The sequence below is a fragment of the Serratia sp. BNK-12 genome (genome assembly GCF_047456085.1).
Taxonomy (GTDB): domain Bacteria; phylum Pseudomonadota; class Gammaproteobacteria; order Enterobacterales; family Enterobacteriaceae; genus Serratia; species Serratia liquefaciens.
Map to the genome: position 1 here is coordinate 940,296 of NZ_CP179896.1, position 25,405 is coordinate 965,700.

A 25,405-nucleotide genomic window follows, 5' to 3' on the forward strand; every position below is an offset into this window, starting at 1 on the left:
CCCGCGCTTGCCGCACGCCCCTTTTGAGTTATGTTCACTATGCAAGAGCCTGTTTTTCGCGTTGGAGAATGGTTAGTTACTCCCGCAGACAACAAAATAAGCCGTGACGGGCGCCAACAGACGTTGGAGCCTCGCCTGATCGATATGCTGCAATATTTCGCCCGGCATCCGGATGTGGTGCTGAGCCGAGATGAGCTGATCGATAATGTATGGAAACGCAACATCGTCACCAATCATGTGGTGACCCAGAGTATTTCCGAGCTGCGCAAATACCTGAAAGACGGCGACACCAATAGCCCGGAATACATTATCACCGTACCCAAACGCGGCTATAAGCTGGCTGCACCGGTCATGTGGTGTGAAGGGGACGATGTGGCAACGCCTGCGGTGCCGCAGGTCGCGGTGATCATGCATGAGCCGGAAGATGGCAGCGACGGCAGCGAAGAAGACGAGGTAGCCTATGAGCCGCCCAAACCAACCAAGACAAAAACGCCGTCGGTCACCTCAACCACCCCTTTTTATCGCCAATCAACATTCTGGGTATGGCTGGCATTTCTTGCTGCGTTGAGCGCCTGTGTGGTGTTTGTTGCCATCGCGACCTTGTCGCAGCGCATACCGGAATCCACCATGCCGGTGCTGATGAACCCACGTGATATCGACATCCGTATTCAGGGCGGTAACAGTTGCAGCAACTGGACGCCGCAGCTCTCTTATGTTGTTGGCCTGAGTGAAGTGGTGACGGACTCGCTGAATACTTACTCGACCTTCCTGGTGCACGATCAGACTAACTACAACTACACCGGACCCAGCAGTTCAGGTAAGTCTCTGACCATTGAGTTCGTCAATCAGCGCCATTATCGCGCTCAGCAGTGTTTCCTGTCGGTGCGTCTGGTGAACAACGCGGACAGTTCTATCATGTTGGATAAGCGTTACTTTGTGACCGATGACAACCAGCTAAAAATTCAGGAAGATTTCCTCAGCAGTCTGTCTACTGCTCTTAAGCAGCCCTGGCCGCCGCAGTTGCAGCAGCGCCTGACCCAGCTTTTGCCGAATTCCGGCCCGGCCTTGCAACAGTATTATCAGGCGCACCAACTCTTGATTCAGGGTGATAACGACTCACTGACCCATGCGAGTAATATGCTGGCGGATATGATAAAAATCACGCCGAATTTTATTTATCTCTCTGCAGAAAAAGCGCTGGCCGATTTATTGCGTAACTCTTATCAACCCTTTGACGGCGTACAATTGGCGCAATTGCAGGCAGAAATCACCCGTCTGAATACGCTGCCGGCGTTAAAAGAGAGCCCGATTATTCAGCAAATCCATACAATACAGGCGCTGGGGCAGGGGAATACCGATGAGGCCCACCAGGCAATCAACAGAGGCATCGAATTGCAGATGTCCTGGATGAATTATGTTTTGCTGGGTAAGGTTTATGAAATGCAGGGCAATAACCACCTGGCGGCAGATTCCTATATCACCGCCTTTAATCTTCGTCCTGGAGAAAATACGCTGCATTGGATCAGTAATGCCGTTTTTCACACCTCAATTAACGCCGTTGTTCCCTATCTCAATAACTATACTCAAGGCGAATAACCTTCGATAACACCGCTGACTCAATATCTTGAGTGGCGGTGTTATTTATTGTGCTGATTTTGTTAAATTAAATAAATACATCGGTTGGTGATTTATTCTCTGTTGTTCACGTTTGTAGGTGAAAAATAACACACTTACCCTGCTGTTTTTTAATGATATTTATCTTTTCTTGATGCCGTGTTTAGCTCTTTATTTGTTAATGGAAAACCTCAAGTTATCATTTGTATGATCATGACCGTAATATCACTTTATCTTTAGGACTTTACTGACGCCATTCTTTAGCATCCTGACCATCAAGTCCGGTCATTAGCAAAACTGCATAACGACCTGGACTTATAAGAAATCAAAATCAGGAGAAACTGACCATGGCTTCATCCAAGAAAATCGGGCTTATTGCCTGCACCGGTGTTGTTGCCGGTAATATGATGGGGAGCGGTATTGCCTTATTACCCGCGAACCTGGCAAGTCTCGGATCTATCGCTATTTGGGGATGGGTAATATCCATTATTGGTGCGATGTCGCTGGCCTATGTATATGCTCGCCTGGCCACCAAAAATCCTCAACAGGGCGGTCCCATTGCCTACGCGGGTGAAATTTCCCCGGCGTTTGGTTTCCAAACTGGTGTGCTTTATTACCATGCGAACTGGATCGGTAATTTGGCCATCGGCATCACCGCGGTTTCTTATCTTTCTACCTTCTTCCCTGCACTGAATAATCCGGTACCGGCGGGTATTGCCTGTATTGCTATTGTTTGGGTGTTTACCTTTATTAACCTGCTGGGCGGTTCATGGGTCAGTCGTTTGACGACTATGGGCCTGGTATTGGTGCTGATCCCGGTGATTGTGACTGCGACTGCAGGCTGGCATTGGTTCGACGCGGCAACCTATCAGGCTAACTGGAATACCTCCGGTACCACTGATTTCCATGCCGTAATCAAAAGTATCCTGCTGTGCCTGTGGGCGTTTATCGGCGTGGAATCTGCCGCAGTAAGCACCGGCATGGTGAAAAACCCGAAACGTACCGTACCGCTGGCAACCATGCTGGGGACTGCGCTGGCTGGGATCATCTATGTTGCAGCAACTCAGGTTATCAGCGGTATGTATCCTGCGTCTGAGATGGCTGCTTCCGGTGCACCGTTCGCTATCAGCGCCTCTACCATCATGGGTGGCTGGGCTGCGCCAATGGTTTCTGCCTTCACCGCCTTCGCCTGCCTCACTTCACTTGGTTCCTGGATGATGCTGGTTGGTCAAGCCGGGGTACGTGCCGCCAACGACGGTAACTTCCCGAAAGTTTATGGTGAAGTCGATAAAAACGGCGTGCCGAAAAAAGGCCTGCTGCTGGCAAGCTGCAAAATGACTGCGCTGATGGTGCTGATTACGGCCATGAGCTCCGGCGGCGGTAAAGCTTCCGACCTGTTCGGCATGTTGACCGGTATCGCGGTACTGCTGACCATGCTGCCTTACTTCTACTCCTGCGTAGATCTGATCCGCTTCGAAGGTGTCAATATCCGTAACCTGCTGAGCCTGATTGCCTCGGTGCTGGGTTGTGGCTTCTGCTTCATCGCACTGATGGGTGCCGACTCGTTCGAACTGTCCGGTACCTTCATCATCAGCCTGATCATCCTGATGTTCTACGCCCGCAAAATGAATACCCGTCAGACCGCCAAAGCCAACGGTGTAGCCCTCGACGGCAACACGACGGCCAAAGCGCACTAAGCACGTACTGACCCACTTCTTAATTTAGCCCCTTGCAGTAATTGTCACTCGTGATGGCAAGGGGCTCGCTTTACCTGGAGAAATGATTATGAACGTTATAGCTATCATGAACCACATGGGTGTCTACTTTAAAGAAGAGCCTATCCGCGAACTGCACAAAGCATTGGAAAGCCTGGACTTCCGCGTTGTCTATCCTAACGATCGCGAAGACCTGTTAAAGCTGATCGAGAATAATGCACGCTTGTGCGGGGTGATTTTCGACTGGGATAAATACAACCTCGAGTTGTGTGAAGAAATCAGCCAGTTGAATGAATATATGCCGCTGTATGCATTTGCCAATACGCATTCAACCCTGGATGTCAGCCTGAACGATCTGCGCATGCAGGTGCGTTTCTTTGAATATGCGCTGGGTGCGGCTACCGATATCGCTGCCAAGATCAAACAAAACACCGATGAGTACATCGATACCATCCTGCCACCGCTGACCAAAGCGCTGTTCAAATATGTGCGTGAAGGCAAATACACCTTCTGTACTCCAGGCCACATGGGGGGCACCGCCTTCCAGAAAAGCCCGGTCGGTAGCCTGTTCTACGATTTCTTTGGCGCCAACGCCATGAAGTCCGACATTTCTATTTCGGTTTCCGAACTGGGCTCACTGCTGGACCACACCGGTCCGCACAAAGAAGCTGAAGAGTATATTGCTCGCGTATTCAACGCTGAACGCAGCTATATGGTGACTAACGGCACTTCTACCGCCAACAAAATTGTCGGCATGTACTCCGCACCGGCCGGCAGCACCGTATTGATTGACCGTAACTGCCACAAATCGCTGACCCATCTGATGATGATGAGCGACATTACGCCAATCTACTTCCGCCCAACCCGCAATGCTTACGGCATTCTCGGTGGTATCCCGCAGAGTGAGTTTGCCCGTGACACCATCGCCAAACGTGTTAAAGAAACACCAAACGCGACCTGGCCAGTGCATGCGGTAATCACCAACTCTACCTATGACGGTCTGCTGTACAACACCGATCATATTAAGAACGCGCTGGATGTGAAATCTATTCACTTTGACTCCGCCTGGGTGCCTTACACCAATTTCCACCCGATCTACAAAGGCAAATGCGGCATGAGCGGCGGCCGTGTGGAAGGGAAGGTGATTTATGAAACCCAATCCACCCATAAACTGCTGGCGGCGTTCTCGCAGGCTTCGATGATCCACGTGAAAGGCGATATCAACGAAGAAACCTTCAACGAAGCCTACATGATGCAAACCACCACTTCACCGCACTACGGTATCGTGGCGTCTACCGAAACTGCCGCGGCGATGATGAAAGGCAATGCCGGTAAGCGTTTGATTAACGACTCTATTGAACGTGCTATCAAGTTCCGTAAAGAAATCAAACAGCTGAACGTTGAGTCCGAAGGTTGGTTCTTTGACGTCTGGCAGCCAGAACACATCGATCAGGCTGAATGCTGGCCGCTGAAGTCTGACAACGCCTGGCACGGCTTCAAAAATATCGACGATGAACATATGTATCTCGACCCGATCAAAGTCACTCTCCTGACCCCAGGGATGAGTAAAGAGGGTGAAATGCAGGAGTTTGGTATCCCGGCCAGCCTGGTTGCTAAATACCTGGACGAGCACGGTATCATCGTTGAGAAAACCGGCCCATATAACCTGCTGTTCCTGTTCAGCATCGGTATCGACAAAACCAAAGCCCTCAGCCTGCTGCGCGGCCTGACTGATTTCAAACGTTCGTTCGACCTGAACCTGCGGGTGAAAAACATGCTGCCGTCACTGTACAAAGAGGCGCCTGAGTTTTATGAAAACATGCGCATTCAGGATCTGGCGCAGAACATTCACAACCTGGTGGTTGAGCACAACCTGCCGGATCTGATGTACCGCGCATTTGAAGTGCTGCCAACCCTGGTTATGAACCCGTTCAATGCGTTCCAGAAAGAGCTGCACGGTGAAGTGGAAGAGGTTTATTTGGAAGACATGGTCGGCAAGGTGAATGCCAACATGATCCTGCCATATCCTCCAGGTGTTCCACTGGTGATGCCAGGTGAAATGCTCACCGAGGAAAGCCGTCCGGTACTGGAGTTCCTGCAAATGCTGTGCGAAATCGGCGCACATTATCCGGGCTTCGAAACTGATATCCACGGCGCTTACCGTCAGGCGGATGGACGTTACACCGTGAAGGTGTTGAAAAACGATAAATAACTGAAATAACGGGGAGGCGTTTACGCCTCCCTTTTGTCGTTCACCGACTGATGGGAGAAAACCATGAAAACACCCTCACAGCCGCGCGCAATCTACTATGTCGTAGCCATACAAATTTGGGAATATTTCAGCTTTTACGGCATGCGTGCATTACTTATTCTCTATCTTACTCATCAACTTGGTTATTCCGATAGCCGCGCTATCAGCCTTTATAGCGCCTATGCCTCTCTGGTTTACGTCACGCCGATCCTTGGCGGCCTGCTTGCCGATCGCCTGCTGGGCAACCGCGTTGCGGTAATCGCCGGGGCGGTACTGATGACGCTGGGCCACATTGTCCTCGGTCTGAGCGCCGTCTCGACACATTCACTCTATCTGGCCCTGGCGATCATCATCTGCGGCTACGGCCTGTTCAAATCCAATATCAGCTGCCTGCTGGGCGAGTTATACCAACCGCAAGACTCGCGCCGTGAAGGGGGCTTTTCACTGCTGTATGCCGCCGGCAACGTGGGGTCGATTCTGGCACCCATCGCTTGTGGGCTGGCGGCAGAGCGCTATGGCTGGCACGTCGGTTTTGCGCTGGCGGGGATCGGCATGCTGGCAGGGCTGGCCATCTTCCTGTTTGGCAGCCGTCATTTCACCCACACACGCGGGGTGGATCGTGCGCAGATGTGCGCCAACACCCTGAAGGTACCGAACTGGGTGTGGCTAAGCGCCATGCTGTTGTTGGCCCCCTTGTTCTTTACCTCGCTGTTTATTTACGGTCTGGCGGGGCAATTACTGATGCTGGTGTGTGCCGCTGCGGTGGTAATGGTGGCGCGGATTATGATCCGGGCTACGAGAGAGCAACGCCGTGGACTGTGGCAGATCGTTATGCTGATGCTGCTGGGTACTTTGTTTTGGGCTTTCGCTCAGCAGGGCGGTAGCTCCATCAGCCTGTTTATCGATCACTATGTCGATCGCCAATGGTTTTCCTGGACGGTGCCGACGGCTTTATTCCAGTCAGTGAATGCCTTTGCCGTGATGTTTGGCGGTGTGATGCTGGCCTGGCTTGTACGAGGCAACGGCAGCGGTAGCCGTACGCTGCGCATTTGGGGGAAATTCGCCTTCGGCTTGCTGCTGATAGGCGTCGGTTTCACCCTGATGGCGCTGAATGCCCGCTACGGTCAGGGATCGATGTTCCTGATGATCGCCGGGCTTTCCGTGATGGGGCTGGCCGAATTGTTCATCGACCCGGTCGCCATGGCGCAAATCACCCGGTTGAATATCCCAGGCGCTACCGGGGTACTGACGGGCATCTATATGCTGACCACCGGCTCGATTGCAAATTATCTGGCGGGCATTATCGCGGGGCAAACAGCGGAAGATCCGGCAACCGGAGCGACCGCACAGGCCTACGCGCACCTGTTCTCGCAAATCGGCTGGTGGGCATTGGGTTGTACTGCCGCAGTGATTGCGGTGTTGGCCATGTGGTGGTTGCTGGCCGGCCGCCACCTGCGTGCGGTTAATGCTTGATTGATGGTATTGCGGGGGGTAACGTGCAGCTATCTGGACGTTATTAAGCCTAATCAATGAATAGCAATCAATTATCTGGACAGCTTGCCCGTCAGCTGGGAGCGCGCCGGCACTTGCTGGTGGCATTCAGTGGCGGGCTGGATTCCAGCGTACTGCTGCACTTACTGGTGCAGTTGCGTCAACAGCTGCCGGAGTTGCAGCTACGCGCGGTGCACGTGCACCACGGCCTGAGTTCTTTTGCCGATCGGTGGGTAGAACACTGTCGCCAACAATGTGCCGCCTGGCAACTGCCATTGGTGGTGCAATATGTGCAGGTCGACGGCCGTCAGGACGGCATCGAAGCCGCGGCCCGGGCGGCGCGCTATTCCGCATTTGCTGCCACGCTGGCCGTGGATGAAACCTTGCTCACCGCGCAACACCTTGACGATCAATGTGAAACCTTTCTTTTGGCGTTAAAGCGCGGCAGCGGCCCGGCGGGCCTGTCGGCAATGGCTGCGCAAACCTCATTGGGAAATAACGGCTTGTTACGCCCATTGCTGGGCAGTTCCCGGCAGCAGTTGGAAGCCTATGCCCAGCAGCATCAGCTCAGTTGGATTGAAGACGACAGTAACCAGGACTCGCGCTTCGATCGCAATTTTCTGCGCCTGCAGGTATTGCCACTGTTGAATCAGCGCTGGCCGCATTTTGCCGCCGCGACGGCGCGTAGCGCCAGCCTGTGTGCCGAGCAAGAGCAACTGTTGGATGAGCTGCTGGCAGAGCAGTTGCACTCGCTGCTCGATGAAGAAAATGCGCTGGCGATTGACGGTTTGTTGGGATGCTCGCCGGCCCGACGTTTTGCTTTATTACGCCGTTGGATCGCAGCACGTGGCGCAAGCATGCCCTCACGCGAACAGTTGCAGCGTCTGTGGCACGAAGTGGCGCTCAGCCGTGAAGATGCCGAACCTCAGCTACAGCTGGGGCAATATCAGATCCGCCGTTTCCGTCGGTGCCTATACCTGTTGCCATTGATGGCCGATCTGCGTCAAACCTGCCTGGAGTGGTCGTTGACAGAGCCGCTGATATTGCCGGATGGATTGGGTGAGCTGGTGAGTGGGGAAGGCGATACTGTCCTGCGCGCTCCGCAGCCACTGCAAAAAGTGAGCGTTCGCTTTAGCGCTCAGGGCAAGCTCCGCATCCTGGGGCGCACGCATTCCCGGCCGATCAAAAAACTGTGGCAAGAGTTGGGTATTCCACCGTGGCAGCGTGAGCGTACTCCTTTGATCTATTATGATGACCAACTTATCGCTGCGCTGGGCGTTTTTGTCAGCGAGGCCGGACAACCCGTTGAGGGGCAGCAGCCCCTGCGGCTGCAGTGGCGTAAAAAATAATAAGAGCGTAAGGAGCAATGATGAAATTTGTGAGCGCAATAGCGGTGTTGGTTGGTTTGTGCAGTTTGCCGGCCATGGCGGCGGGGGATGCGGCGGCAGGCAAGGACAAATCTGCCAGTTGCATGGCATGCCACGGCGCCGAAGGGAAGGTCTCGGTGCCAATGTATCCTAATTTGGCTGGGCAAAACGCCATGTACCTGGAGCATGCGCTGCAGGCTTATAAGAAAGGCGAACGTAACGGTGGCCAGGCAGAGGTGATGAAAGCCTATGTTTCAGCGCTGTCCGATGACGATATTGCCGATTTGGCAGCTTACTATGCCAGCCTTAAACCCTAACCAGCCTGAAGCCCTAAATGACGAGGGCAGCCGTTGGGCTGCCCTGTTGGGATGGCGTTACCGAAAAATCAGTCAGACAGGCTGACGACCACGGTACCGATTTCCGGATGACTGAAACTGAGGATGTGATCCAGACGCAAGCTGAGAGCATTGCCGGCCTGATCGATAATCAGGTACTCAACGCCCTTGGTAAATTTCAGCTCGGTGGCTTTGCCTTCGAGTTTATCTCCGTCGCGTAACTCCAGCTTCAGTATGTAGTTATGCTGACAGGCGAGTTCCAGGCTTTCATAGTCATCGCAATTGATGGATTGGTACTCATCATTCATCAACATAGTCGCTCACCAATAAGTTAGCGGCAGCAAAAGCCGCCTGTTCCCTAACGGAGGACGGTAGCGCGTTATCCGCAGCAACTTCGTCCAATGCCTTTAATACACATGCTAACGCATCAGGCACGTAGCCGCGATCACCACTGCCGATCTCGGCGTAAAAACGGCGTACTAACTCACAGTATTGTTGCACAGTTTCCTCCCTTAAGAACCTCTGCGTCATCGAAACCCTTTAGCGATGAGGCGCAGGCTCTCGGAGCTTGACTCTATCCTAGACGACTATAGCACAGCTATTCTGGAGTTATTAGCACCTGCGCGCGGCTTTCGCACTGCGCTTTGCCTGGCAGCGGTTGGGCCAAATCAAGTACACTGTCGCCTGATAATTATGAGGTCACCCATGGCGCTGAAAGCTACCATTTATAAAGCCACGGTCAATATCGCTGATATGGATCGTCATTTCTACCACGACGCCACGCTTACCCTGGCCCAACACCCTTCCGAAACCGAACAGCGCATGATGCTGCGCCTGCTGGCCTGGATTTGCCACGCCGACGAGCGCCTGGTATTCACCAAAGGCCTGAGTGCTGAAGATGAACCGGAAATCTGGCAGCGTAATGACCATAACGGGCTGGAAATGTGGATCGAAATGGGTCTGCCTGATGAGAAGCGCATCAAGAAAGCCTGTAATCAGTCTCCGCGAGTGGTGCTTTACGCCTACGGGGAACGTGCCGGCCACGTATGGTGGCAATCGATGCAGAGCAAAGTGGCAAACCACAAAAACCTAAGCATCCGTTTCCTGGATGATGAACAATTAAGCAAGCTGGCGGCCTTGGCCAGCCGTAATATGACGTTGCAGGCCACACTCCAAGAGGGAACTATCTGGCTTTCTGACGCTCAGAATAGTCTGGAAATCCAATTTGCCGAATGGCAACAGGCGCAGGTGTGATCGGTGCTGGAACTGTCGAGAAGCGTTGCCATACCGGATAACGAGCTGGAATTGACGGCGATCCGCGCGCAGGGTGCGGGTGGCCAGCACGTGAACAAAGCCTCAACGGCCATCCATTTGCGCTTTGACATCCGGGCATCCAGCCTGCCAGAGTATTATAAGGAAAGGCTGCTGGCCCTGAATAATCATTTAATTACCGCCGATGGGGTGGTGATTATTAAAGCGCAGGAATATCGCAGCCAGGAATTAAACCGTGAGGCGGCGTTGGCCAGATTGGTGGCGCTGATTCAGCAGGCGATGGTGGTGGAAAAAGCGCGCAGAGCGACCAAGCCCACGAAAGGGGCTAAATTACGTCGGCTGGAAGGCAAAGTACGTAAAGGCGCAACGAAAGCGCTGCGCGGCAAAATCCGCACTTAAGGATACATGGACACAGTAGGAGAATAGCTGTGAAGAAAATAACAATAGCCCTGTTTTTAGCGGCAGGGGCACTCTCATTATTGGGATGTAATAATCAGTATCAGCCAAAGGAACAGCCTCTTCAGGCAATGCAGCAAAGTTATCAGGGCGTGTTGCCTTGTGCAGACTGCGGCGGCCTGGATACTTCGCTGTTCCTGGATGAAGACGGCACTTTCGTGCTGCAGGAAACCTATCGTGATACCAAAGACGGCGACCAGACTTTCGCCGACTACGGTAAGTGGGCACGAACCGCCGATAAGCTGGTGCTGACGGACAGCCGTGGCGACAAACGCTATTTCCGGCCCGCCGGCAAGAGCCTGGAAATGCTGGATCAAAGCGGTGCGATTATCGAGTCCAAATTGAATTATCGTCTGGATCCGGTAGAGAAAGCCTTGCCTAAAACGCCGATGGCGCTGAAAGGCAGCTACACCTACATGGCGGATGCGGCGGTGTTTAAAGACTGCGCCACGGGCAAGACGTTCCCGGTAGACAATACCATTGCGTTGGAACAAGGGTATGCCAAAGCCTATAAAACGCCGGGTGAACCGGTCTTCCTGACGTTGAATGGCCACTTCAGTGTTCAGCCGTCAATGGAAGAAGGGCAGACTGAAAAGGCGCTGGTGCCGGACGGTAAACTCGTTTTCGACCGCAGCAAAAATTGCGACAGCAAATAACGACCATAAAAAAACCCGCCTAGGCGGGTTTTTGCTTTCTGTCTCTGCGGATCAGCGTTTGATCTGCCCCAGCAGGAAATCAACGATTTCGCCGGTTTTGATCATTTGCTTCTCGCCGACACGGCGGTTTTTGTACTCAATCTCTTCGCTGTCGAGGTTACGGTCGCCGATAACGATAGAGTGCGGCACGCCAATCAGTTCCATATCCGCGAACATCACGCCTGGACGTTCTTTACGGTCATCGAGGATCACGTCGATGCCATGGGAACGCAGGGTGTTGTACAGCTCTTCCGCCAGCGCCTGCACGCGGAAGGACTTGTGCATATTCATTGGCAGAATGGCGACCTGGAACGGGGCGATAGCATCTGGCCAGATGATGCCGCGATCGTCATGATTCTGTTCGATAGCTGCAGCCACCACGCGAGTGACCCCAATACCGTAGCAGCCCATGGTCAGGACCTGATTACGGCCGTCTTCGCCCTGAACCGTCGCCTTCATTGCTTCCGAGTACTTGGTGCCGAGTTGGAAGATATGGCCGACTTCGATACCGCGTTTGATCAGCAATGTCCCTTTACCATCCGGGCTGGTATCGCCATCGACCACGTTACGGATATCAGCAACCTGCTGTGGCAGCGGCAAATCACGCTCCCAGTTGATACCGAAGTAGTGTTTACCGTCAATGTTGGCTCCGGCGCCAAAATCGCTCATCGCTGCGACGCTGCGGTCGGCTACGACCGGAACCTGCAGATTGACCGGGCCGAGTGAACCCGGGCCTGCACCAATGATGGCGCGGATCTCTTCTTCGGTGGCGAAGGTCAGTGGAACGGCAACCTGTGGCAGCTTCTCGGCTTTCACTTCATTCAGTTCGTGATCGCCACGTACCAGCAGAGCAACCAGCTTGTGGCCGCTTTCTTCTTTAGCGCGAACCAGCAGCGTTTTGACCGTTTTCTCGATAGGCAGTTGGAATTGCTCTACCAGCTCGGCGATGGTCTTGGCATTCGGCGTATCTACAATGCGCAGTTCTTCGCTGGCTGCGGCACGTGGCTGAGCCGGGGCAACCGCTTCTGCCAGTTCGATATTGGCAGCAAAGTCGGAACCGGTGGAAAACACGATATCGTCTTCACCGCTGTCGGCCAGTACCTGGAACTCGTGTGAGGCGTTACCGCCGATAGAGCCGGTATCGGCATCCACCGCACGGAAGTCCAGACCCATGCGGCTGAAGATTTTGCTGTAGGCTTCGTACATCGCATCGTAAGTCGCCTGCAGGGATTCTTGCGAGGTGTGGAACGAGTACGCGTCCTTCATCAGGAATTCACGCGAACGCATCACGCCGAAACGAGGGCGGACTTCATCGCGGAACTTGGTCTGAATCTGGAAGAAGTTCAGCGGAAGTTGCTTGTAAGAGCTGATCTCGTTGCGGATCAGATCGGTGATCACTTCTTCGTGCGTTGGACCCAGTACGAATGGGCGATCGCCGCGATCGACAAAGCGCAGCAGTTCAGGACCGTACTGCTCCCAACGGCCGCTTTCCTGCCACAGATCGGCAGGCTGTACTACCGGCATGCAAACTTCGATCGCGTTAGCATTGTTCATTTCTTCGCGAACGATGTTTTCAACCTTTTTCAGAACTCGCAGGCCGGTAGGCAACCAGGTATAAAGACCGGAGGCAAGCTTGCGAATCATCCCGGCGCGCAGCATCAGCTGGTGGCTGATCACTTCGGCATCGGCAGGTGTCTCCTTCAGAGTGGAGAGCAGATATTGGCTAGTACGCATGGTGTTTTGGTTCCGTTAGAACTGCAAATTGCAACCGGCTGCCAGTAGTAGGGCAGCCAAAATTTTCGAAAGTGATTTAGTTTACCAGTGCGAGCAGGTTGTCAAAAGAGAGACGGTGGAATTTTAACGCAGGTCGAGTGACAACACCTCGGTTTGCTGATCCACCACCCGCCAGCGCACGTTGAAATCCAGCAGCCAGACGGCATAATCCCGTTCCGCCTGTTGCCCCTTGCGGTAAGCCGGACGCGGATCCTGAGCCAGCACCTGAGTGATAAACCGACGTAGCTGCGGATAACGCTGCTGATGTTGCAGCAACTGCTGTTCCGCCTCGGCAGTAAAGCTCACCGGCATATCGCCGGCTGGTGCGGCTTGGGCAAATCCGGCGCGTGCCTGCGGCTGGCTTTCGGCAAACGGCAGATAGGGTTTGATATCTACCACCGGCGTGCCGTCAACCAGATCCAGGCTGCCTAATTCCAGTACTACCTCAGCGCCTTGAATGCGCACGCCTTTTAATTCGATCAGCGACATGCCGAGCGGGTTGGGGCGAAAGGTCGAGCGGGTTGCGAAGACACCCATCCGGGCATTACCGCCCAGACGAGGAGGGCGAACGGTTGGCCGCCAGCCACCTTCCAGGGTTTGATGGAAAATGAACATTACCCAAAGATGGCTGAAGTCGCTAAGGCCGCGTATTGCTTCCGGCTGGTTATAAGGAGGCAGCAGCACCAGTTCGCCGCCACCGTCTTCGACTAACCCCGGCTGGCGGGGTACGGCGAATTTTTCTTTATACGGTGAACGAATAGTGCCGATCTGATTGAAAACAAACTCGGTCATTTGGACGAAACGTTAAGCGCAGAGCCCTGGCAAATGGCCTGTTGGTAACAGCCGGCAACGCCGCTGACAATCTGGCAGTCATGCAGCAGCACGGCATTGGCCTTCATGTAGGACGCGCGAATTTGCATACGCTTACGGGCGGTGGCCAGATTGGGTGGGGAATCCTGTACTGTCGTCTGGCAAGATTCGCCGGAGACTTCACCCAGATCGCGGAATGGCTTACCTACTAATTCTTCTGCACTTTTGTACAGTTTAACCGGTGCCGGACGTGCTGCTGGCGTGGTTTTTGCGGGTGTGGTCGAGACCGGTTTGCTGGTGCTGCTTGTTGAAGGTGGCGCGAAACGCTGCGACGAACACCCTGCAAGCGCGAGCGCTAACAAACAGAGAGGTAAAGCACGCATTGAGATTCCTCTGCCTTGATGGAATATGTGAGTGGCGCTATTGAAGCAATCTATGGTGGAAATAACAAGACGGGCCGGAGCCCGTCTAGATTTCTGACAAACACCCGAAAAACGTGGTTTTCGGGTGTTTGGGGTAATGCAGAGAATATAATCCTTTGTTTTTATTAGGACTAAATGGTTGCATTAGTCGCAAAGGATTTTATTAACAGTGTCTGACGGGCCGGAGCCCGTCTTGCAATTATAGGAATAAATTCGGTAATTAATGATTACCAGCCTTTAACTGCACCACCGTTAAAGATTTTGTTGGCTGCTTCGTTCACTTCGTCAGACTGATAGGCCTGAACGAATTTCTTCACGTTTTCCGCGTCTTTATTGTCTTCGCGGGCAACCAGCAGGTTCACGTAAGGTGAATCTTTATCTTCAACAAACAGGCCGTCTTTTGCCGGTGTCAGGCCAATCTGGCTGGCGTAAGTGGTGTTGATCACCGCCAGCGCGATTTGCTGATCGTCCAGCGAGCGTGGCAGTTGCGGCGCTTCCAGCTCGACCAGCTTCAGGTTTTTCGGGTTTTCAGTCACGTCCAGCACGGTTGGCAGCAGGCCAACACCGTCTTTCAGTTTGATCAGGTTAACCTTCTGCAGCAGCAGCAGGGAGCGGCCCAGATTGGTTGGATCGTTTGGCAGCGCAACCTGAGAACCGTCTTTCAGTTCGTCCAGAGATTTGATCTTCTTGGAGTAACCGGCAATCGGGTAAACGAAGGTGTTGCCAACCGGTACCAACTTGTAGCCGCGATCTTTGATCTGCTGATCCAGATACGGTTTGTGCTGGAAGGCGTTCAAATCGATGTCGCCTTTACTCAGTGCTTCGTTCGGCAGCACGTAGTCGTTGAAGGTCACCAGTTCGACGTCCAGACCGTATTTTTCTTTCGCCACTTTTTGCGCGATTTCAGCAACCTGCTGCTCAGCACCGACAATGACGCCGATTTTGATATGGTTCGGATCTTTTTCTTCCTGACCGCAGCCTGCCAGAGCCAGAGTACCGATCAGTGCGCCGATTGCCGCGATGGATTTAAATTTTAACGACATATCCCTTCCTCATTAGACTCGCATTTGAAATACGCTGTGTGAGCGCAGTTGCTGTAAAAACTATTTATGGGTGACGGCTTTGACGATCCGATCACCGCAGAACTGAATCAGATAGACCAGCACCACCAGTAATACTAATACGGTATTCATTACTGTGGCGTTATAACCTATATAACCGTACTGATAACCGATCTGCCCCAGCCCGCCGGCACCTACCGCACCGCCCATGGCGGAATAACCCACCAACGTGATCAAGGTAATGGTGGCAGCGTTGACCAGGCCCGGCAGGGCTTCCGGTAAAAGCACCTTTTTGATGATTTGCATCGGGGTCGCGCCCATTGCGCGGGCAGCTTCCACCAGGCCAGAAGGGATCTCCAGCAGGGCGTTTTCTACCATACGGGCGATAAAGGGCGCTGCGCCGACAGTCAGCGGCACGATAGCCGCCTGCAGGCCGATAGAGGTACCGACGATCATCCGCGTAAAGGGAATCATCCACACCAGCAGGATAATGAACGGAATGGAACGGAACACGTTCACTAACCCGGACAGCGTCCTGTATAGCGTATTGTTGGCGGCGATTTGCCCCGGGCGAGTCACATACAACAGCACACCAACCGGCAAGCCAAGTACGAAACCGAAGAAGCCGGAGACAAAGGTCATCATGACGGTTTCCCACACCCCGCGCGCCATTAACCAAATCATTGCCTCAGACATAACCCAGAACCTCTACTTTTACCTGATTTTCCTGCAGGAACTTAATCGTTGCCAGCGCGTCTTCGTCGCTGCCGTGCAGCTCTGCCAGCATCACGCCGAATTTAACGCCGCCGGCGTAATCCATCTGGGCGCTGATAATATTGTTGTTGACGTTGAAACGGCGAGCCGCTTCTGACAGCAGCGGCGCATCTACGGACTGGCCGGTGAATTCCAAACGCAACAGCGGCTGACGGCCACCGCTGCGTTCCGGAGCCAGGCGCTTGGCATAATCATCGGGGATATCCAGATGCAATGTGGATTGAATAAACTGCTGGGCCAGCGGCGTTTTCGGATGAGAGAACACTTCGCTGACGCTGTCTTTTTCAATCAACTGCCCTTGGCTGATGACCGCAACCTGATCGCAGATGCGTTTCACCACGTCCATTTCATGGGTGATCAACAGGATGGTCAGGCCGAGACGACGATTAATGTCTTTCAGCAGTTCCAGAATGGAACGGGTAGTGGCTGGATCCAATGCGCTGGTGGCTTCGTCACACAGCAGGACTTTCGGTTGGCTTGCCAGCGCACGGGCAATCGCCACGCGTTGCTTCTGGCCGCCGGACAGATTGGCCGGGTAGGCGTCGTGTTTGTCCGACAACCCGACCAGTTCCAGCAATTCGGTCACGCGCTTTTTGATTTCAGCCCGTGGGGTGTTGTCCAGCTCCAGCGGCAGCGCAACGTTGCCAAATACCGTGCGGGAAGAAAGCAGGTTGAAGTGTTGGAAGATCATGCCGATTTGGCGGCGTGCGCGTGTCAGTTCGCTTTCAGACAGCGAGGTCAGATCCTGTCCGTCAACCAACACCTGGCCGGAAGTCGGGCGCTCAAGCATGTTGGCGCAGCGGATCAGCGTACTTTTACCGGCGCCTGATGCACCGATAACGCCATAAATTTGCCCGGCAGGGACGTGAAGAGTCACGTCAGAGAGCGCGCTAATGGTGCGCGAACCCTGCTGGAACACTTTGGTGATGTTAGAAAGTTTAATCATATTCTTCTTATTTTAGCGTGGTTGCCCGTGGCTAGATAAAAGTAAACCTTGGCGTGGACCAAGGTATAAATCAGATGTTAAGGCGTCTAGACGTCTAAGTCAACGATCAACGCTGTTCTCTGCCGTTCTCAGTACCGGGTAAAACATGCGATACTGTCCGGGTTTTCAGGCCCTCAGGAGCAAACCGGTGACACAAAGCGTTCCAGCAATTTTCCTCGATCGTGACGGCACGATTAATGTCGACCATGGCTACGTCCATGAAATCGATAATTTCCACTTTATAGAAGGCGTGATCGACGCCTGTCGCGAACTTAAAAAGATGGGCTTTGCTTTAGTATTGGTGACCAACCAGTCTGGCATTGCGCGTGGCAAGTTCAGCGAAGACCAATTTATGTACCTGACGGAGTGGATGGATTGGTCGCTGGCCGATCGCGATGTTGACCTGGACGGTATCTATTTCTGTCCGCATCATCCTGAAGCAGTAATAGAAGAGTACCGCCAGACATGCGACTGCCGTAAACCTGAGCCGGGCATGCTGTTGCAAGCGCAGCAAGAATTGAACATTGATATGGCCGCTTCTTATATGGTGGGTGACAAACCGGAAGATATGCAGGCGGCAATAGCGGCAGGTGTCGGTACTAAAGTTCTGGTGCGCACCGGTAAGCCGGTCACTGAACAAGGTGAGAAACTGGCGGATTGGGTGCTAAATAGCCTGGCAGACCTGCCAGAAGCCATCAAAAAGCGGGTTTAATAGACGTTGTGCATGAATAGTGAGCTGTCAGATAAAAAGTGAATATTAATCCTTGTCATTCTGAACCGGCTCCCTATAATGCGCCTCCATCGACACGGAACATGTGAACAAATTCACAGAGTCTCCGGGGTTCGAAGAGAAAAAATCCTGAAATTTAGGGGTTGACTCTGAAAGAGGAAAGCGTATTATACGCCACCTCGAGATAGCAAGCTGCGGCGGCTAACTCACTGCTCTTTAACAATTTATCAGACAATCTGTGTGGGCGCTCCACAAGACGATATCCAGAACCTTCGGGTTCAAAAAAATATCAAGTCTTGAAGAGTGACCAAGCAATAATTCATTTAGTTGACGTGTTTAACTGATGAATATTACGAAAGTTAATTTTCGAGCATCGCTTCACGAGTTGAAGCAAATCAAGCTTTTAATTGAAGAGTTTGATCATGGCTCAGATTGAACGCTGGCGGCAGGCCTAACACATGCAAGTCGAGCGGTAGCACAGGGAGCTTGCTCCTGGGTGACGAGCGGCGGACGGGTGAGTAATGTCTGGGAAACTGCCTGATGGAGGGGGATAACTACTGGAAACGGTAGCTAATACCGCATAATGTCTACGGACCAAAGTGGGGGACCTTCGGGCCTCATGCCATCAGATGTGCCCAGATGGGATTAGCTAGTAGGTGGGGTAATGGCTCACCTAGGCGACGATCCCTAGCTGGTCTGAGAGGATGACCAGCCACACTGGAACTGAGACACGGTCCAGACTCCTACGGGAGGCAGCAGTGGGGAATATTGCACAATGGGCGCAAGCCTGATGCAGCCATGCCGCGTGTGTGAAGAAGGCCTTCGGGTTGTAAAGCACTTTCAGCGAGGAGGAAGGGTAGTGTGTTAATAGCACATTGCATTGACGTTACTCGCAGAAGAAGCACCGGCTAACTCCGTGCCAGCAGCCGCGGTAATACGGAGGGTGCAAGCGTTAATCGGAATTACTGGGCGTAAAGCGCACGCAGGCGGTTTGTTAAGTCAGATGTGAAATCCCCGCGCTTAACGTGGGAACTGCATTTGAAACTGGCAAGCTAGAGTCTTGTAGAGGGGGGTAGAATTCCAGGTGTAGCGGTGAAATGCGTAGAGATCTGGAGGAATACCGGTGGCGAAGGCGGCCCCCTGGACAAAGACTGACGCTCAGGTGCGAAAGCGTGGGGAGCAAACAGGATTAGATACCCTGGTAGTCCACGCTGTAAACGATGTCGACTTGGAGGTTGTGCCCTTGAGGCGTGGCTTCCGGAGCTAACGCGTTAAGTCGACCGCCTGGGGAGTACGGCCGCAAGGTTAAAACTCAAATGAATTGACGGGGGCCCGCACAAGCGGTGGAGCATGTGGTTTAATTCGATGCAACGCGAAGAACCTTACCTACTCTTGACATCCAGAGAATTCGCTAGAGATAGCTTAGTGCCTTCGGGAACTCTGAGACAGGTGCTGCATGGCTGTCGTCAGCTCGTGTTGTGAAATGTTGGGTTAAGTCCCGCAACGAGCGCAACCCTTATCCTTTGTTGCCAGCACGTAATGGTGGGAACTCAAAGGAGACTGCCGGTGATAAACCGGAGGAAGGTGGGGATGACGTCAAGTCATCATGGCCCTTACGAGTAGGGCTACACACGTGCTACAATGGCGTATACAAAGAGAAGCGAACTCGCGAGAGCAAGCGGACCTCATAAAGTACGTCGTAGTCCGGATCGGAGTCTGCAACTCGACTCCGTGAAGTCGGAATCGCTAGTAATCGTAGATCAGAATGCTACGGTGAATACGTTCCCGGGCCTTGTACACACCGCCCGTCACACCATGGGAGTGGGTTGCAAAAGAAGTAGGTAGCTTAACCTTCGGGAGGGCGCTTACCACTTTGTGATTCATGACTGGGGTGAAGTCGTAACAAGGTAACCGTAGGGGAACCTGCGGTTGGATCACCTCCTTACCTAATGATATTGATTCGCGTGAAGTGCTCACACAGATTGTCTGATGAAAAAGTAACGAGCAGAAATACCTTTATAGGCTTGTAGCTCAGGTGGTTAGAGCGCACCCCTGATAAGGGTGAGGTCGGTGGTTCAAGTCCACTCAGGCCTACCACTTCTTGAAGTGGAAAAGGTACTGCACGTGACTGTATGGGGCTATAGCTCAGCTGGGAGAGCGCCTGCCTTGCACGCAGGAGGTCAGCGGTTCGATCCCGCTTAGCTCCACCATATAGTCCTGTATTTCAATACTTCAGAGTGTACTGGCAACAGTATGCTGCGAAGTATTTTGCTCTTTAACAATCTGGAACAAGCTGAAAATTGAAACATGACAGCTGAAACTTATCCCTCCGTAGAAGTATTGGGGTAAGGATTAACCTGTCATAGAGTCTCTCAAATGTAGCAGCACGAAAGTGGAAACACCTTCGGGTTGTGAGGTTAAGTGACTAAGCGTACACGGTGGATGCCTAGGCAGTCAGAGGCGATGAAGGGCGTGCTAATCTGCGATAAGCGTCGGTAAGGTGATATGAACCGTAATAACCGGCGATACCCGAATGGGGAAACCCAGTGCAATTCGTTGCACTATCATACGATGAATACATAGTCGTATGAGGCGAACCGGGGGAACTGAAACATCTAAGTACCCCGAGGAAAAGAAATCAACCGAGATTCCCCCAGTAGCGGCGAGCGAACGGGGAGGAGCCCAGAACCTGAATCAGTTCTTGTGTTAGTGGAAGCGTCTGGAAAGTCGCACAGTAAAGGGTGATAGTCCCGTACACTAAAATACATTAATTGTGAGTTCGATGAGTAGGGCGGGACACGTGACATCCTGTCTGAATATGGGGGGACCATCCTCCAAGGCTAAATACTCCTGACTGACCGATAGTGAACCAGTACCGTGAGGGAAAGGCGAAAAGAACCCCGGCGAGGGGAGTGAAATAGAACCTGAAACCGTGTACGTACAAGCAGTGGGAGCACCTTCGTGGTGTGACTGCGTACCTTTTGTATAATGGGTCAGCGACTTATATTTTGTAGCAAGGTTAACCGTATAGGGGAGCCGTAGGGAAACCGAGTCTTAACTGGGCGAATAGTTGCAAGGTATAGACCCGAAACCCGGTGATCTAGCCATGGGCAGGTTGAAGGTTGGGTAACACTAACTGGAGGACCGAACCGACTAATGTTGAAAAATTAGCGGATGACTTGTGGCTGGGGGTGAAAGGCCAATCAAACCGGGAGATAGCTGGTTCTCCCCGAAAGCTATTTAGGTAGCGCCTCGTGAACTCATCTTCGGGGGTAGAGCACTGTTTCGGCTAGGGGGCCATCCCGGCTTACCAAACCGATGCAAACTCCGAATACCGAAGAATGTTATCACGGGAGACACACGGCGGGTGCTAACGTCCGTCGTGAAGAGGGAAACAACCCAGACCGCCAGCTAAGGTCCCAAAGTCATGGTTAAGTGGGAAACGATGTGGGAAGGCATAGACAGCCAGGATGTTGGCTTAGAAGCAGCCATCATTTAAAGAAAGCGTAATAGCTCACTGGTCGAGTCGGCCTGCGCGGAAGATGTAACGGGGCTAAACCATGCACCGAAGCTGCGGCAGCGACGCTTAGGCGTTGTTGGGTAGGGGAGCGTTCTGTAAGCCGTTGAAGGTGACCTGTGAGGGTTGCTGGAGGTATCAGAAGTGCGAATGCTGACATAAGTAACGATAAAGCGGGTGAAAAGCCCGCTCGCCGGAAGACCAAGGGTTCCTGTCCAACGTTAATCGGGGCAGGGTGAGTCGACCCCTAAGGCGAGGCCGAAAGGCGTAGTCGATGGGAAACAGGTTAATATTCCTGTACTCGGTGTTACTGCGAAGGGGGGACGGAGAAGGCTAGGCTAGCCGGGCGACGGTTGTCCCGGTTTAAGCGTGTAGGGGGAGTGACCTGGTAAATCCGGTTACTTGTTAACCCTGAGGCGTGATGACGATGCACTACGGTGCAGAAGTAGTTGATGCCAAGCTTCCAGGAAAAGCCTCTAAGCATCAGGTAACACAGAATCGTACCCCAAACCGACACAGGTGGTCAGGTAGAGAATACCAAGGCGCTTGAGAGAACTCGGGTGAAGGAACTAGGCAAAATGGTGCCGTAACTTCGGGAGAAGGCACGCTGGCGCGTAGGTGAAGAGACTTGCTCTCGGAGCTGAAGCCAGTCGCAGATACCAGCTGGCTGCAACTGTTTAATAAAAACACAGCACTGTGCAAACACGAAAGTGGACGTATACGGTGTGACGCCTGCCCGGTGCTGGAAGGTTAATTGATGGGGTCAGCCGCAAGGCGAAGCTCTTGATCGAAGCCCCAGTAAACGGCGGCCGTAACTATAACGGTCCTAAGGTAGCGAAATTCCTTGTCGGGTAAGTTCCGACCTGCACGAATGGCGTAATGATGGCCAGGCTGTCTCCACCCGAGACTCAGTGAAATTGAACTCGCTGTGAAGATGCAGTGTACCCGCGGCAAGACGGAAAGACCCCGTGAACCTTTACTATAGCTTGACACTGAACATTGAGCCTTGATGTGTAGGATAGGTGGGAGGCTTTGAAGCGTGGACGCCAGTCTGCGTGGAGCCAACCTTGAAATACCACCCTTTAATGTTTGATGTTCTAACTCGGCCCCGTAATCCGGGGTGAGGACAGTGTCTGGTGGGTAGTTTGACTGGGGCGGTCTCCTCCCAAAGAGTAACGGAGGAGCACGAAGGTTAGCTAATCACGGTCGGACATCGTGAGGTTAGTGCAAAGGCATAAGCTAGCTTGACTGCGAGAGTGACGGCTCGAGCAGGTACGAAAGTAGGTCTTAGTGATCCGGTGGTTCTGAATGGAAGGGCCATCGCTCAACGGATAAAAGGTACTCCGGGGATAACAGGCTGATACCGCCCAAGAGTTCATATCGACGGCGGTGTTTGGCACCTCGATGTCGGCTCATCACATCCTGGGGCTGAAGTAGGTCCCAAGGGTATGGCTGTTCGCCATTTAAAGTGGTACGCGAGCTGGGTTTAGAACGTCGTGAGACAGTTCGGTCCCTATCTGCCGTGGGCGTTGGAAGATTGAGAGGGGTTGCTCCTAGTACGAGAGGACCGGAGTGAACGCACCACTGGTGTTCGGGTTGTCATGCCAATGGCACTGCCCGGTAGCTAAGTGCGGAAAAGATAAGCGCTGAAAGCATCTAAGCGCGAAACTTGCCTCGAGATGAGTCTTCCCTGGGCCTTTAAGGCCCCTGAAGGAACGTTTAAGACTAAGACGTTGATAGGCTGGGTGTGTAAGTGCAGCGATGCATTGAGCTAACCAGTACTAATGATCCGTGAGGCTTAACCTTACAACACCAAAGGTGTTTTTAGAGAGATTGTAGAGATTTTCAGCGAGTTCCGAGATTGGTTTCAATGGCTACGGGAGTGGCGGTTGGAATGAAACAGAATTTGCCTGGCGGCAATAGCGCGGTGGTCCCACCTGACCCCATGCCGAACTCAGAAGTGAAACGCCGTAGCGCCGATGGTAGTGTGGGGTCTCCCCATGCGAGAGTAGGACACTGCCAGGCATCAATTAAGCCAAGAGGCCATCCGCAAGGATGGCCTTTTTGCTATGTCCGCTATATAAATATTTGCTGTTATTTCGCCCAATTTTCACGCCAGTCTTCAATGCGCATCACAAAAATCACGCTATATTCTTCGCCCGCTATTTGTTTTAATTGTTAACTCAATATTAACAATTGAGTTACATTTAAACGGCGGGACGCCGACTTCACGCTTTATCTGGCTCGGAGAATAGAAAATGACAGAAACAACCTCGGCCATTGAGGATGGAAATACCGTCGATTCGGCAGTGCAGGACAAAAAGAAACGCATTTTCGCTATTGTTGGCGCTTCATCGGGTAACCTGGTGGAGTGGTTTGATTTTTACGTCTATTCCTTCTGTTCTATCTACTTTGCCGCTTCATTTTTCCCCGCCGGTAACAGCACCACCCAATTGCTACAAACTGCCGGTGTGTTCGCCGCCGGTTTCTTCATGCGCCCGATCGGCGGCTGGTTGTTCGGTTATATTGCCGATAAGCATGGTCGCAAAAACTCGATGCTGATCTCTGTTTGCATGATGTGTGCAGGATCGCTGGTGATCGCCTGTTTACCGACCTATGAGTCGATCGGAAGTTGGGCTCCGGTGCTACTGTTGGTTGCGCGTCTGTTCCAGGGCCTGTCGGTCGGCGGTGAGTACGGTACCAGCGCCACCTATATGAGCGAGGTGGCAATAAAAGGGCGACGTGGTTTCTATGCTTCTTTCCAGTATGTCACGCTGATTGGTGGCCAACTGTTGGCGTTGCTGGTTCTGGTGGCTCTGCAGCAAATCCTCTCCGCAGAGGAACTAAAGGCTTGGGGCTGGCGTATTCCCTTTGCGATTGGCGCGGTATTGGCGGTAGTGGCGTTATATCTGCGTCGGTCGCTGAATGAAACCTCCGATGCCAAAACCCGTAACCATAAAGATGCGGGTTCACTGAAGGGGCTGTGGAAAAACCGTAAAGCCTTCCTGATGGTGTTGGGCTTTACCGCCGGTGGTTCGCTGAGTTTTTATACTTTCACGACCTATATGCAAAAGTATCTGGTCAATACTTCCGGGATGGACGCCAAGCTGGCCAGCGGCATTATGACCGCTGCACTCTTTATCTACATGCTGCTGCAGCCCTTGGTCGGGGCATTGTCAGACAAGATCGGTCGCCGCAGTTCAATGCTGATCTTTGCCTCGTTGGCGACCTCGCTGACCGTGCCTATCTTGCTGACGCTGAAAAATGTCAGCAACCCTTATGCGGCCTTCGGTCTGATTGTGCTGGCGTTATTTATCGTCAGTTTTTATACCTCGATCAGCGGGCTGCTGAAGGCTGAAATGTTCCCGCCGGAGGTGCGTGCGTTAGGCGTTGGCCTGTCTTATGCGGTGGCTAATGCGATGTTTGGCGGGTCGGCGGAATATGTTGCACTGTCGCTGAAGTCGTTTGGCTTCGAGAATGCCTTCTTCTGGTATGTTTCCGGCATGTGTCTGCTGGCGCTGATCGTTTCTCTTCGCTTGCACCGCAAAGGGAAAGAGATCCAGCTGTGAATCAGCGGGTTGCGTGGTAAAGGCTATAGCCGGTCGCTGCTCCCGCGACATCCCAGGCAAAATCTTTCCAACTCCAGCCGGTGCCGCCTTCGCGACTGTCATACAGTTCTTTGGCGGCGCCGAGCCCGATTGAAAACATCAGGCCAAAGCTGCGGCTGCGTGCCTCATTCCAGTTTTGATGATCGCCATAAGCCGCACCGGCGGCAGCGAAAGCCGCAGAGGCGACAAAGTGTTGTGCCTTGTCTTTCCCGGTCCAGCTGTCATTTGCCAGGTGGGTACAGCCGCTGGTGAGCAATAGAAAGGGGAGCACGGCCAGGCAGCGGAGTGGGCGCATAATGAAAACATCCTGTTGTCATGACACATAAAAACCCCGGCATAGGCCGGGGTGAGACTGCTGAAAAACATATAATGTTTGTCAGCAGGCGCTAAAGGTTTTGAAAATAAATCAGGAAAATCAATTTATTGATTTTCGGCTGATGACACAAAGGGGGAAAAACCACGCTTTTATCCCCCTTTGTCAACAATCTGACCCCGGCATAGGCCGGGGTCTGCGATAGCTAAATTATAG

The 25,405-nt window shown here is 52.9% G+C and carries 20 protein-coding genes, 2 tRNA genes and 3 rRNA genes; 16 read left to right on the forward strand and 9 right to left on the reverse strand.

Translation table 11 applies throughout. From position 1 onward, the window contains the following. Positions 1 to 39: 39 nt before the first annotated feature. From cadC to ACMGG1_RS04215, 6 genes are all read left to right on the forward strand, one after another. Entirely contained in the window at positions 40 to 1,596 is a 1,557-nt protein-coding gene (gene cadC, locus ACMGG1_RS04190; RefSeq protein ID WP_128865122.1) for a lysine decarboxylation/transport transcriptional activator CadC, read from the forward strand. Positions 1,597 to 1,961: 365 nt separating this feature from the next. After that, the gene (cadB, locus tag ACMGG1_RS04195) at positions 1,962 to 3,311 is read left to right on the forward strand and encodes a cadaverine/lysine antiporter (RefSeq protein WP_020828345.1); all 1,350 of its coding nucleotides are present in this window, start codon (positions 1,962 to 1,964) and stop codon (positions 3,309 to 3,311) included. A gap of 88 nt (positions 3,312 to 3,399) precedes the next feature. Beyond that, positions 3,400 to 5,541, forward strand: coding sequence for a lysine decarboxylase CadA (locus ACMGG1_RS04200; RefSeq protein WP_020828344.1), 2,142 nt, complete (start codon positions 3,400 to 3,402; stop codon positions 5,539 to 5,541). A 63-nt stretch (positions 5,542 to 5,604) separates the two neighbouring features. Next, positions 5,605 to 7,053, forward strand: coding sequence for a dipeptide permease DtpD (gene dtpD, locus ACMGG1_RS04205; RefSeq protein WP_115058151.1), 1,449 nt, complete (start codon positions 5,605 to 5,607; stop codon positions 7,051 to 7,053). 56 nt (positions 7,054 to 7,109) lie between these two features. Further along, positions 7,110 to 8,420: a tRNA lysidine(34) synthetase TilS gene (tilS, locus tag ACMGG1_RS04210; protein WP_414161168.1), complete on the forward strand. Its 1,311-nt coding sequence runs from the start codon at positions 7,110 to 7,112 to the stop codon at positions 8,418 to 8,420. Between the two features lie 17 nt (positions 8,421 to 8,437). Then, positions 8,438 to 8,755, forward strand: a complete 318-nt coding sequence (locus tag ACMGG1_RS04215) for a c-type cytochrome (RefSeq protein ID WP_162838000.1) — start codon at positions 8,438 to 8,440, stop codon at positions 8,753 to 8,755. A gap of 68 nt (positions 8,756 to 8,823) precedes the next feature. On the opposite strand, the gene rof is transcribed toward ACMGG1_RS04215, so the two are convergent. Together rof and ACMGG1_RS04225 are read right to left on the reverse strand one after the other, a co-directional pair. Beyond that, entirely contained in the window at positions 8,824 to 9,081 is a 258-nt protein-coding gene (rof, locus tag ACMGG1_RS04220) for a Rho-binding antiterminator (protein ID WP_230090436.1), read from the reverse strand. Beyond that, a complete protein-coding gene (locus tag ACMGG1_RS04225; protein ID WP_041415645.1) occupies positions 9,074 to 9,274 on the reverse strand; it encodes a YaeP family protein in 201 nt (66 codons plus the stop codon). The genes rof and ACMGG1_RS04225 overlap by 8 nt, the downstream gene beginning before the upstream one ends. Positions 9,275 to 9,478: 204 nt before the next feature. Between ACMGG1_RS04225 and ACMGG1_RS04230 the strand changes: the two genes are divergently transcribed. Genes ACMGG1_RS04230 through nlpE form a run of 3 tightly spaced genes read left to right on the forward strand, consistent with a single transcriptional unit; the run spans position 9,479 to position 11,157 of the window. Beyond that, positions 9,479 to 10,027, forward strand: coding sequence for a YaeQ family protein (locus tag ACMGG1_RS04230; protein WP_020828338.1), 549 nt, complete (start codon positions 9,479 to 9,481; stop codon positions 10,025 to 10,027). A 3-nt stretch (positions 10,028 to 10,030) separates the two neighbouring features. After that, positions 10,031 to 10,444 carry an alternative ribosome rescue aminoacyl-tRNA hydrolase ArfB gene (gene arfB, locus ACMGG1_RS04235; protein ID WP_046372783.1) on the forward strand — a complete coding sequence of 138 codons (414 nt, stop codon included), beginning with the start codon at positions 10,031 to 10,033 and terminating at the stop codon, positions 10,442 to 10,444. A gap of 29 nt (positions 10,445 to 10,473) precedes the next feature. Next, on the forward strand, positions 10,474 to 11,157 hold the full coding sequence (gene nlpE, locus ACMGG1_RS04240) for an envelope stress response activation lipoprotein NlpE (protein WP_041414885.1): 684 nt from the start codon (positions 10,474 to 10,476) through the stop codon (positions 11,155 to 11,157). Positions 11,158 to 11,208: 51 nt separating this feature from the next. Here nlpE and proS read toward each other — a convergent pair whose 3' ends face one another. From proS to metN, 6 genes are all read right to left on the reverse strand, one after another. Beyond that, the gene (gene proS, locus ACMGG1_RS04245; RefSeq protein WP_414161169.1) at positions 11,209 to 12,930 is read right to left on the reverse strand and encodes a proline--tRNA ligase; all 1,722 of its coding nucleotides are present in this window, start codon (positions 12,928 to 12,930) and stop codon (positions 11,209 to 11,211) included. A 123-nt stretch (positions 12,931 to 13,053) separates the two neighbouring features. Next, positions 13,054 to 13,761, reverse strand: a complete 708-nt coding sequence (tsaA, locus tag ACMGG1_RS04250; RefSeq protein ID WP_020828334.1) for a tRNA (N6-threonylcarbamoyladenosine(37)-N6)-methyltransferase TrmO — start codon at positions 13,759 to 13,761, stop codon at positions 13,054 to 13,056. Beyond that, the gene (gene rcsF, locus ACMGG1_RS04255) at positions 13,758 to 14,162 is read right to left on the reverse strand and encodes an Rcs stress response system protein RcsF (protein ID WP_020828333.1); all 405 of its coding nucleotides are present in this window, start codon (positions 14,160 to 14,162) and stop codon (positions 13,758 to 13,760) included. The genes tsaA and rcsF overlap by 4 nt, the downstream gene beginning before the upstream one ends. A gap of 266 nt (positions 14,163 to 14,428) precedes the next feature. Next, positions 14,429 to 15,244 carry a MetQ/NlpA family lipoprotein gene (locus ACMGG1_RS04260; RefSeq protein WP_020828332.1) on the reverse strand — a complete coding sequence of 272 codons (816 nt, stop codon included), beginning with the start codon at positions 15,242 to 15,244 and terminating at the stop codon, positions 14,429 to 14,431. Between the two features lie 60 nt (positions 15,245 to 15,304). After that, the gene (locus ACMGG1_RS04265; RefSeq protein WP_020828331.1) at positions 15,305 to 15,958 is read right to left on the reverse strand and encodes a methionine ABC transporter permease MetI; all 654 of its coding nucleotides are present in this window, start codon (positions 15,956 to 15,958) and stop codon (positions 15,305 to 15,307) included. After that, positions 15,951 to 16,982, reverse strand: coding sequence for a methionine ABC transporter ATP-binding protein MetN (gene metN / locus ACMGG1_RS04270; protein WP_020828330.1), 1,032 nt, complete (start codon positions 16,980 to 16,982; stop codon positions 15,951 to 15,953). Before metN ends, ACMGG1_RS04265 begins: the two co-directional genes overlap by 8 nt. A gap of 187 nt (positions 16,983 to 17,169) precedes the next feature. Between metN and gmhB the strand changes: the two genes are divergently transcribed. From gmhB to ACMGG1_RS04305, 7 genes are all read left to right on the forward strand, one after another. Then, positions 17,170 to 17,733, forward strand: a complete 564-nt coding sequence (gmhB, locus tag ACMGG1_RS04275) for a D-glycero-beta-D-manno-heptose 1,7-bisphosphate 7-phosphatase (RefSeq protein WP_020828329.1) — start codon at positions 17,170 to 17,172, stop codon at positions 17,731 to 17,733. A 422-nt stretch (positions 17,734 to 18,155) separates the two neighbouring features. Next, a 16S ribosomal RNA gene (locus ACMGG1_RS04280) occupies positions 18,156 to 19,696 on the forward strand. 75 nt (positions 19,697 to 19,771) lie between these two features. After that, positions 19,772 to 19,848: transfer RNA gene (locus tag ACMGG1_RS04285), tRNA-Ile, on the forward strand. A gap of 37 nt (positions 19,849 to 19,885) precedes the next feature. Beyond that, positions 19,886 to 19,961, forward strand: a tRNA-Ala gene (locus tag ACMGG1_RS04290). Between the two features lie 205 nt (positions 19,962 to 20,166). Next, positions 20,167 to 23,074, forward strand: a 23S ribosomal RNA gene (locus ACMGG1_RS04295). Positions 23,075 to 23,177: 103 nt separating this feature from the next. After that, positions 23,178 to 23,293, forward strand: a 5S ribosomal RNA gene (gene rrf / locus ACMGG1_RS04300). Together the 16S, 23S and 5S rRNA genes with 2 tRNA genes alongside form the textbook arrangement of a ribosomal RNA operon. A gap of 233 nt (positions 23,294 to 23,526) precedes the next feature. Beyond that, positions 23,527 to 24,837: an MFS family transporter gene (locus tag ACMGG1_RS04305; protein WP_414161170.1), complete on the forward strand. Its 1,311-nt coding sequence runs from the start codon at positions 23,527 to 23,529 to the stop codon at positions 24,835 to 24,837. 1 nt (position 24,838) lies between these two features. On the opposite strand, the gene ACMGG1_RS04310 is transcribed toward ACMGG1_RS04305, so the two are convergent. Continuing rightward, positions 24,839 to 25,171 carry a YfiM family lipoprotein gene (locus ACMGG1_RS04310; protein WP_020828327.1) on the reverse strand — a complete coding sequence of 111 codons (333 nt, stop codon included), beginning with the start codon at positions 25,169 to 25,171 and terminating at the stop codon, positions 24,839 to 24,841. Positions 25,172 to 25,405: the final 234 nt, after the last annotated feature.

Excerpts from the sequence above, each read along its gene's own strand:
- cadC (WP_128865122.1), top strand. The coding sequence starts at position 40 with ATGCAAGAGCCTGTTTTTCGCGTTGGAGAATGGTTAGTTACTCCCGCA.
- cadB (WP_020828345.1), top strand. The coding sequence starts at position 1,962 with ATGGCTTCATCCAAGAAAATCGGGCTTATTGCCTGCACCGGTGTTGTT.
- ACMGG1_RS04200 (WP_020828344.1), top strand. The coding sequence starts at position 3,400 with ATGAACGTTATAGCTATCATGAACCACATGGGTGTCTACTTTAAAGAA.
- dtpD (WP_115058151.1), top strand. The coding sequence starts at position 5,605 with ATGAAAACACCCTCACAGCCGCGCGCAATCTACTATGTCGTAGCCATA.
- tilS (WP_414161168.1), top strand. The coding sequence starts at position 7,110 with ATGAATAGCAATCAATTATCTGGACAGCTTGCCCGTCAGCTGGGAGCG.
- ACMGG1_RS04215 (WP_162838000.1), top strand. The coding sequence starts at position 8,438 with ATGATGAAATTTGTGAGCGCAATAGCGGTGTTGGTTGGTTTGTGCAGT.
- rof (WP_230090436.1), bottom strand. The coding sequence starts at position 9,081 with ATGAATGATGAGTACCAATCCATCAATTGCGATGACTATGAAAGCCTG.
- ACMGG1_RS04230 (WP_020828338.1), top strand. The coding sequence starts at position 9,479 with ATGGCGCTGAAAGCTACCATTTATAAAGCCACGGTCAATATCGCTGAT.
- proS (WP_414161169.1), bottom strand. The coding sequence starts at position 12,930 with ATGCGTACTAGCCAATATCTGCTCTCCACTCTGAAGGAGACACCTGCC.
- tsaA (WP_020828334.1), bottom strand. The coding sequence starts at position 13,761 with ATGACCGAGTTTGTTTTCAATCAGATCGGCACTATTCGTTCACCGTAT.
- rcsF (WP_020828333.1), bottom strand. The coding sequence starts at position 14,162 with ATGCGTGCTTTACCTCTCTGTTTGTTAGCGCTCGCGCTTGCAGGGTGT.
- ACMGG1_RS04260 (WP_020828332.1), bottom strand. The coding sequence starts at position 15,244 with ATGTCGTTAAAATTTAAATCCATCGCGGCAATCGGCGCACTGATCGGT.
- ACMGG1_RS04265 (WP_020828331.1), bottom strand. The coding sequence starts at position 15,958 with ATGTCTGAGGCAATGATTTGGTTAATGGCGCGCGGGGTGTGGGAAACC.
- metN (WP_020828330.1), bottom strand. The coding sequence starts at position 16,982 with ATGATTAAACTTTCTAACATCACCAAAGTGTTCCAGCAGGGTTCGCGC.
- ACMGG1_RS04305 (WP_414161170.1), top strand. The coding sequence starts at position 23,527 with ATGACAGAAACAACCTCGGCCATTGAGGATGGAAATACCGTCGATTCG.
- ACMGG1_RS04310 (WP_020828327.1), bottom strand. The coding sequence starts at position 25,171 with ATGCGCCCACTCCGCTGCCTGGCCGTGCTCCCCTTTCTATTGCTCACC.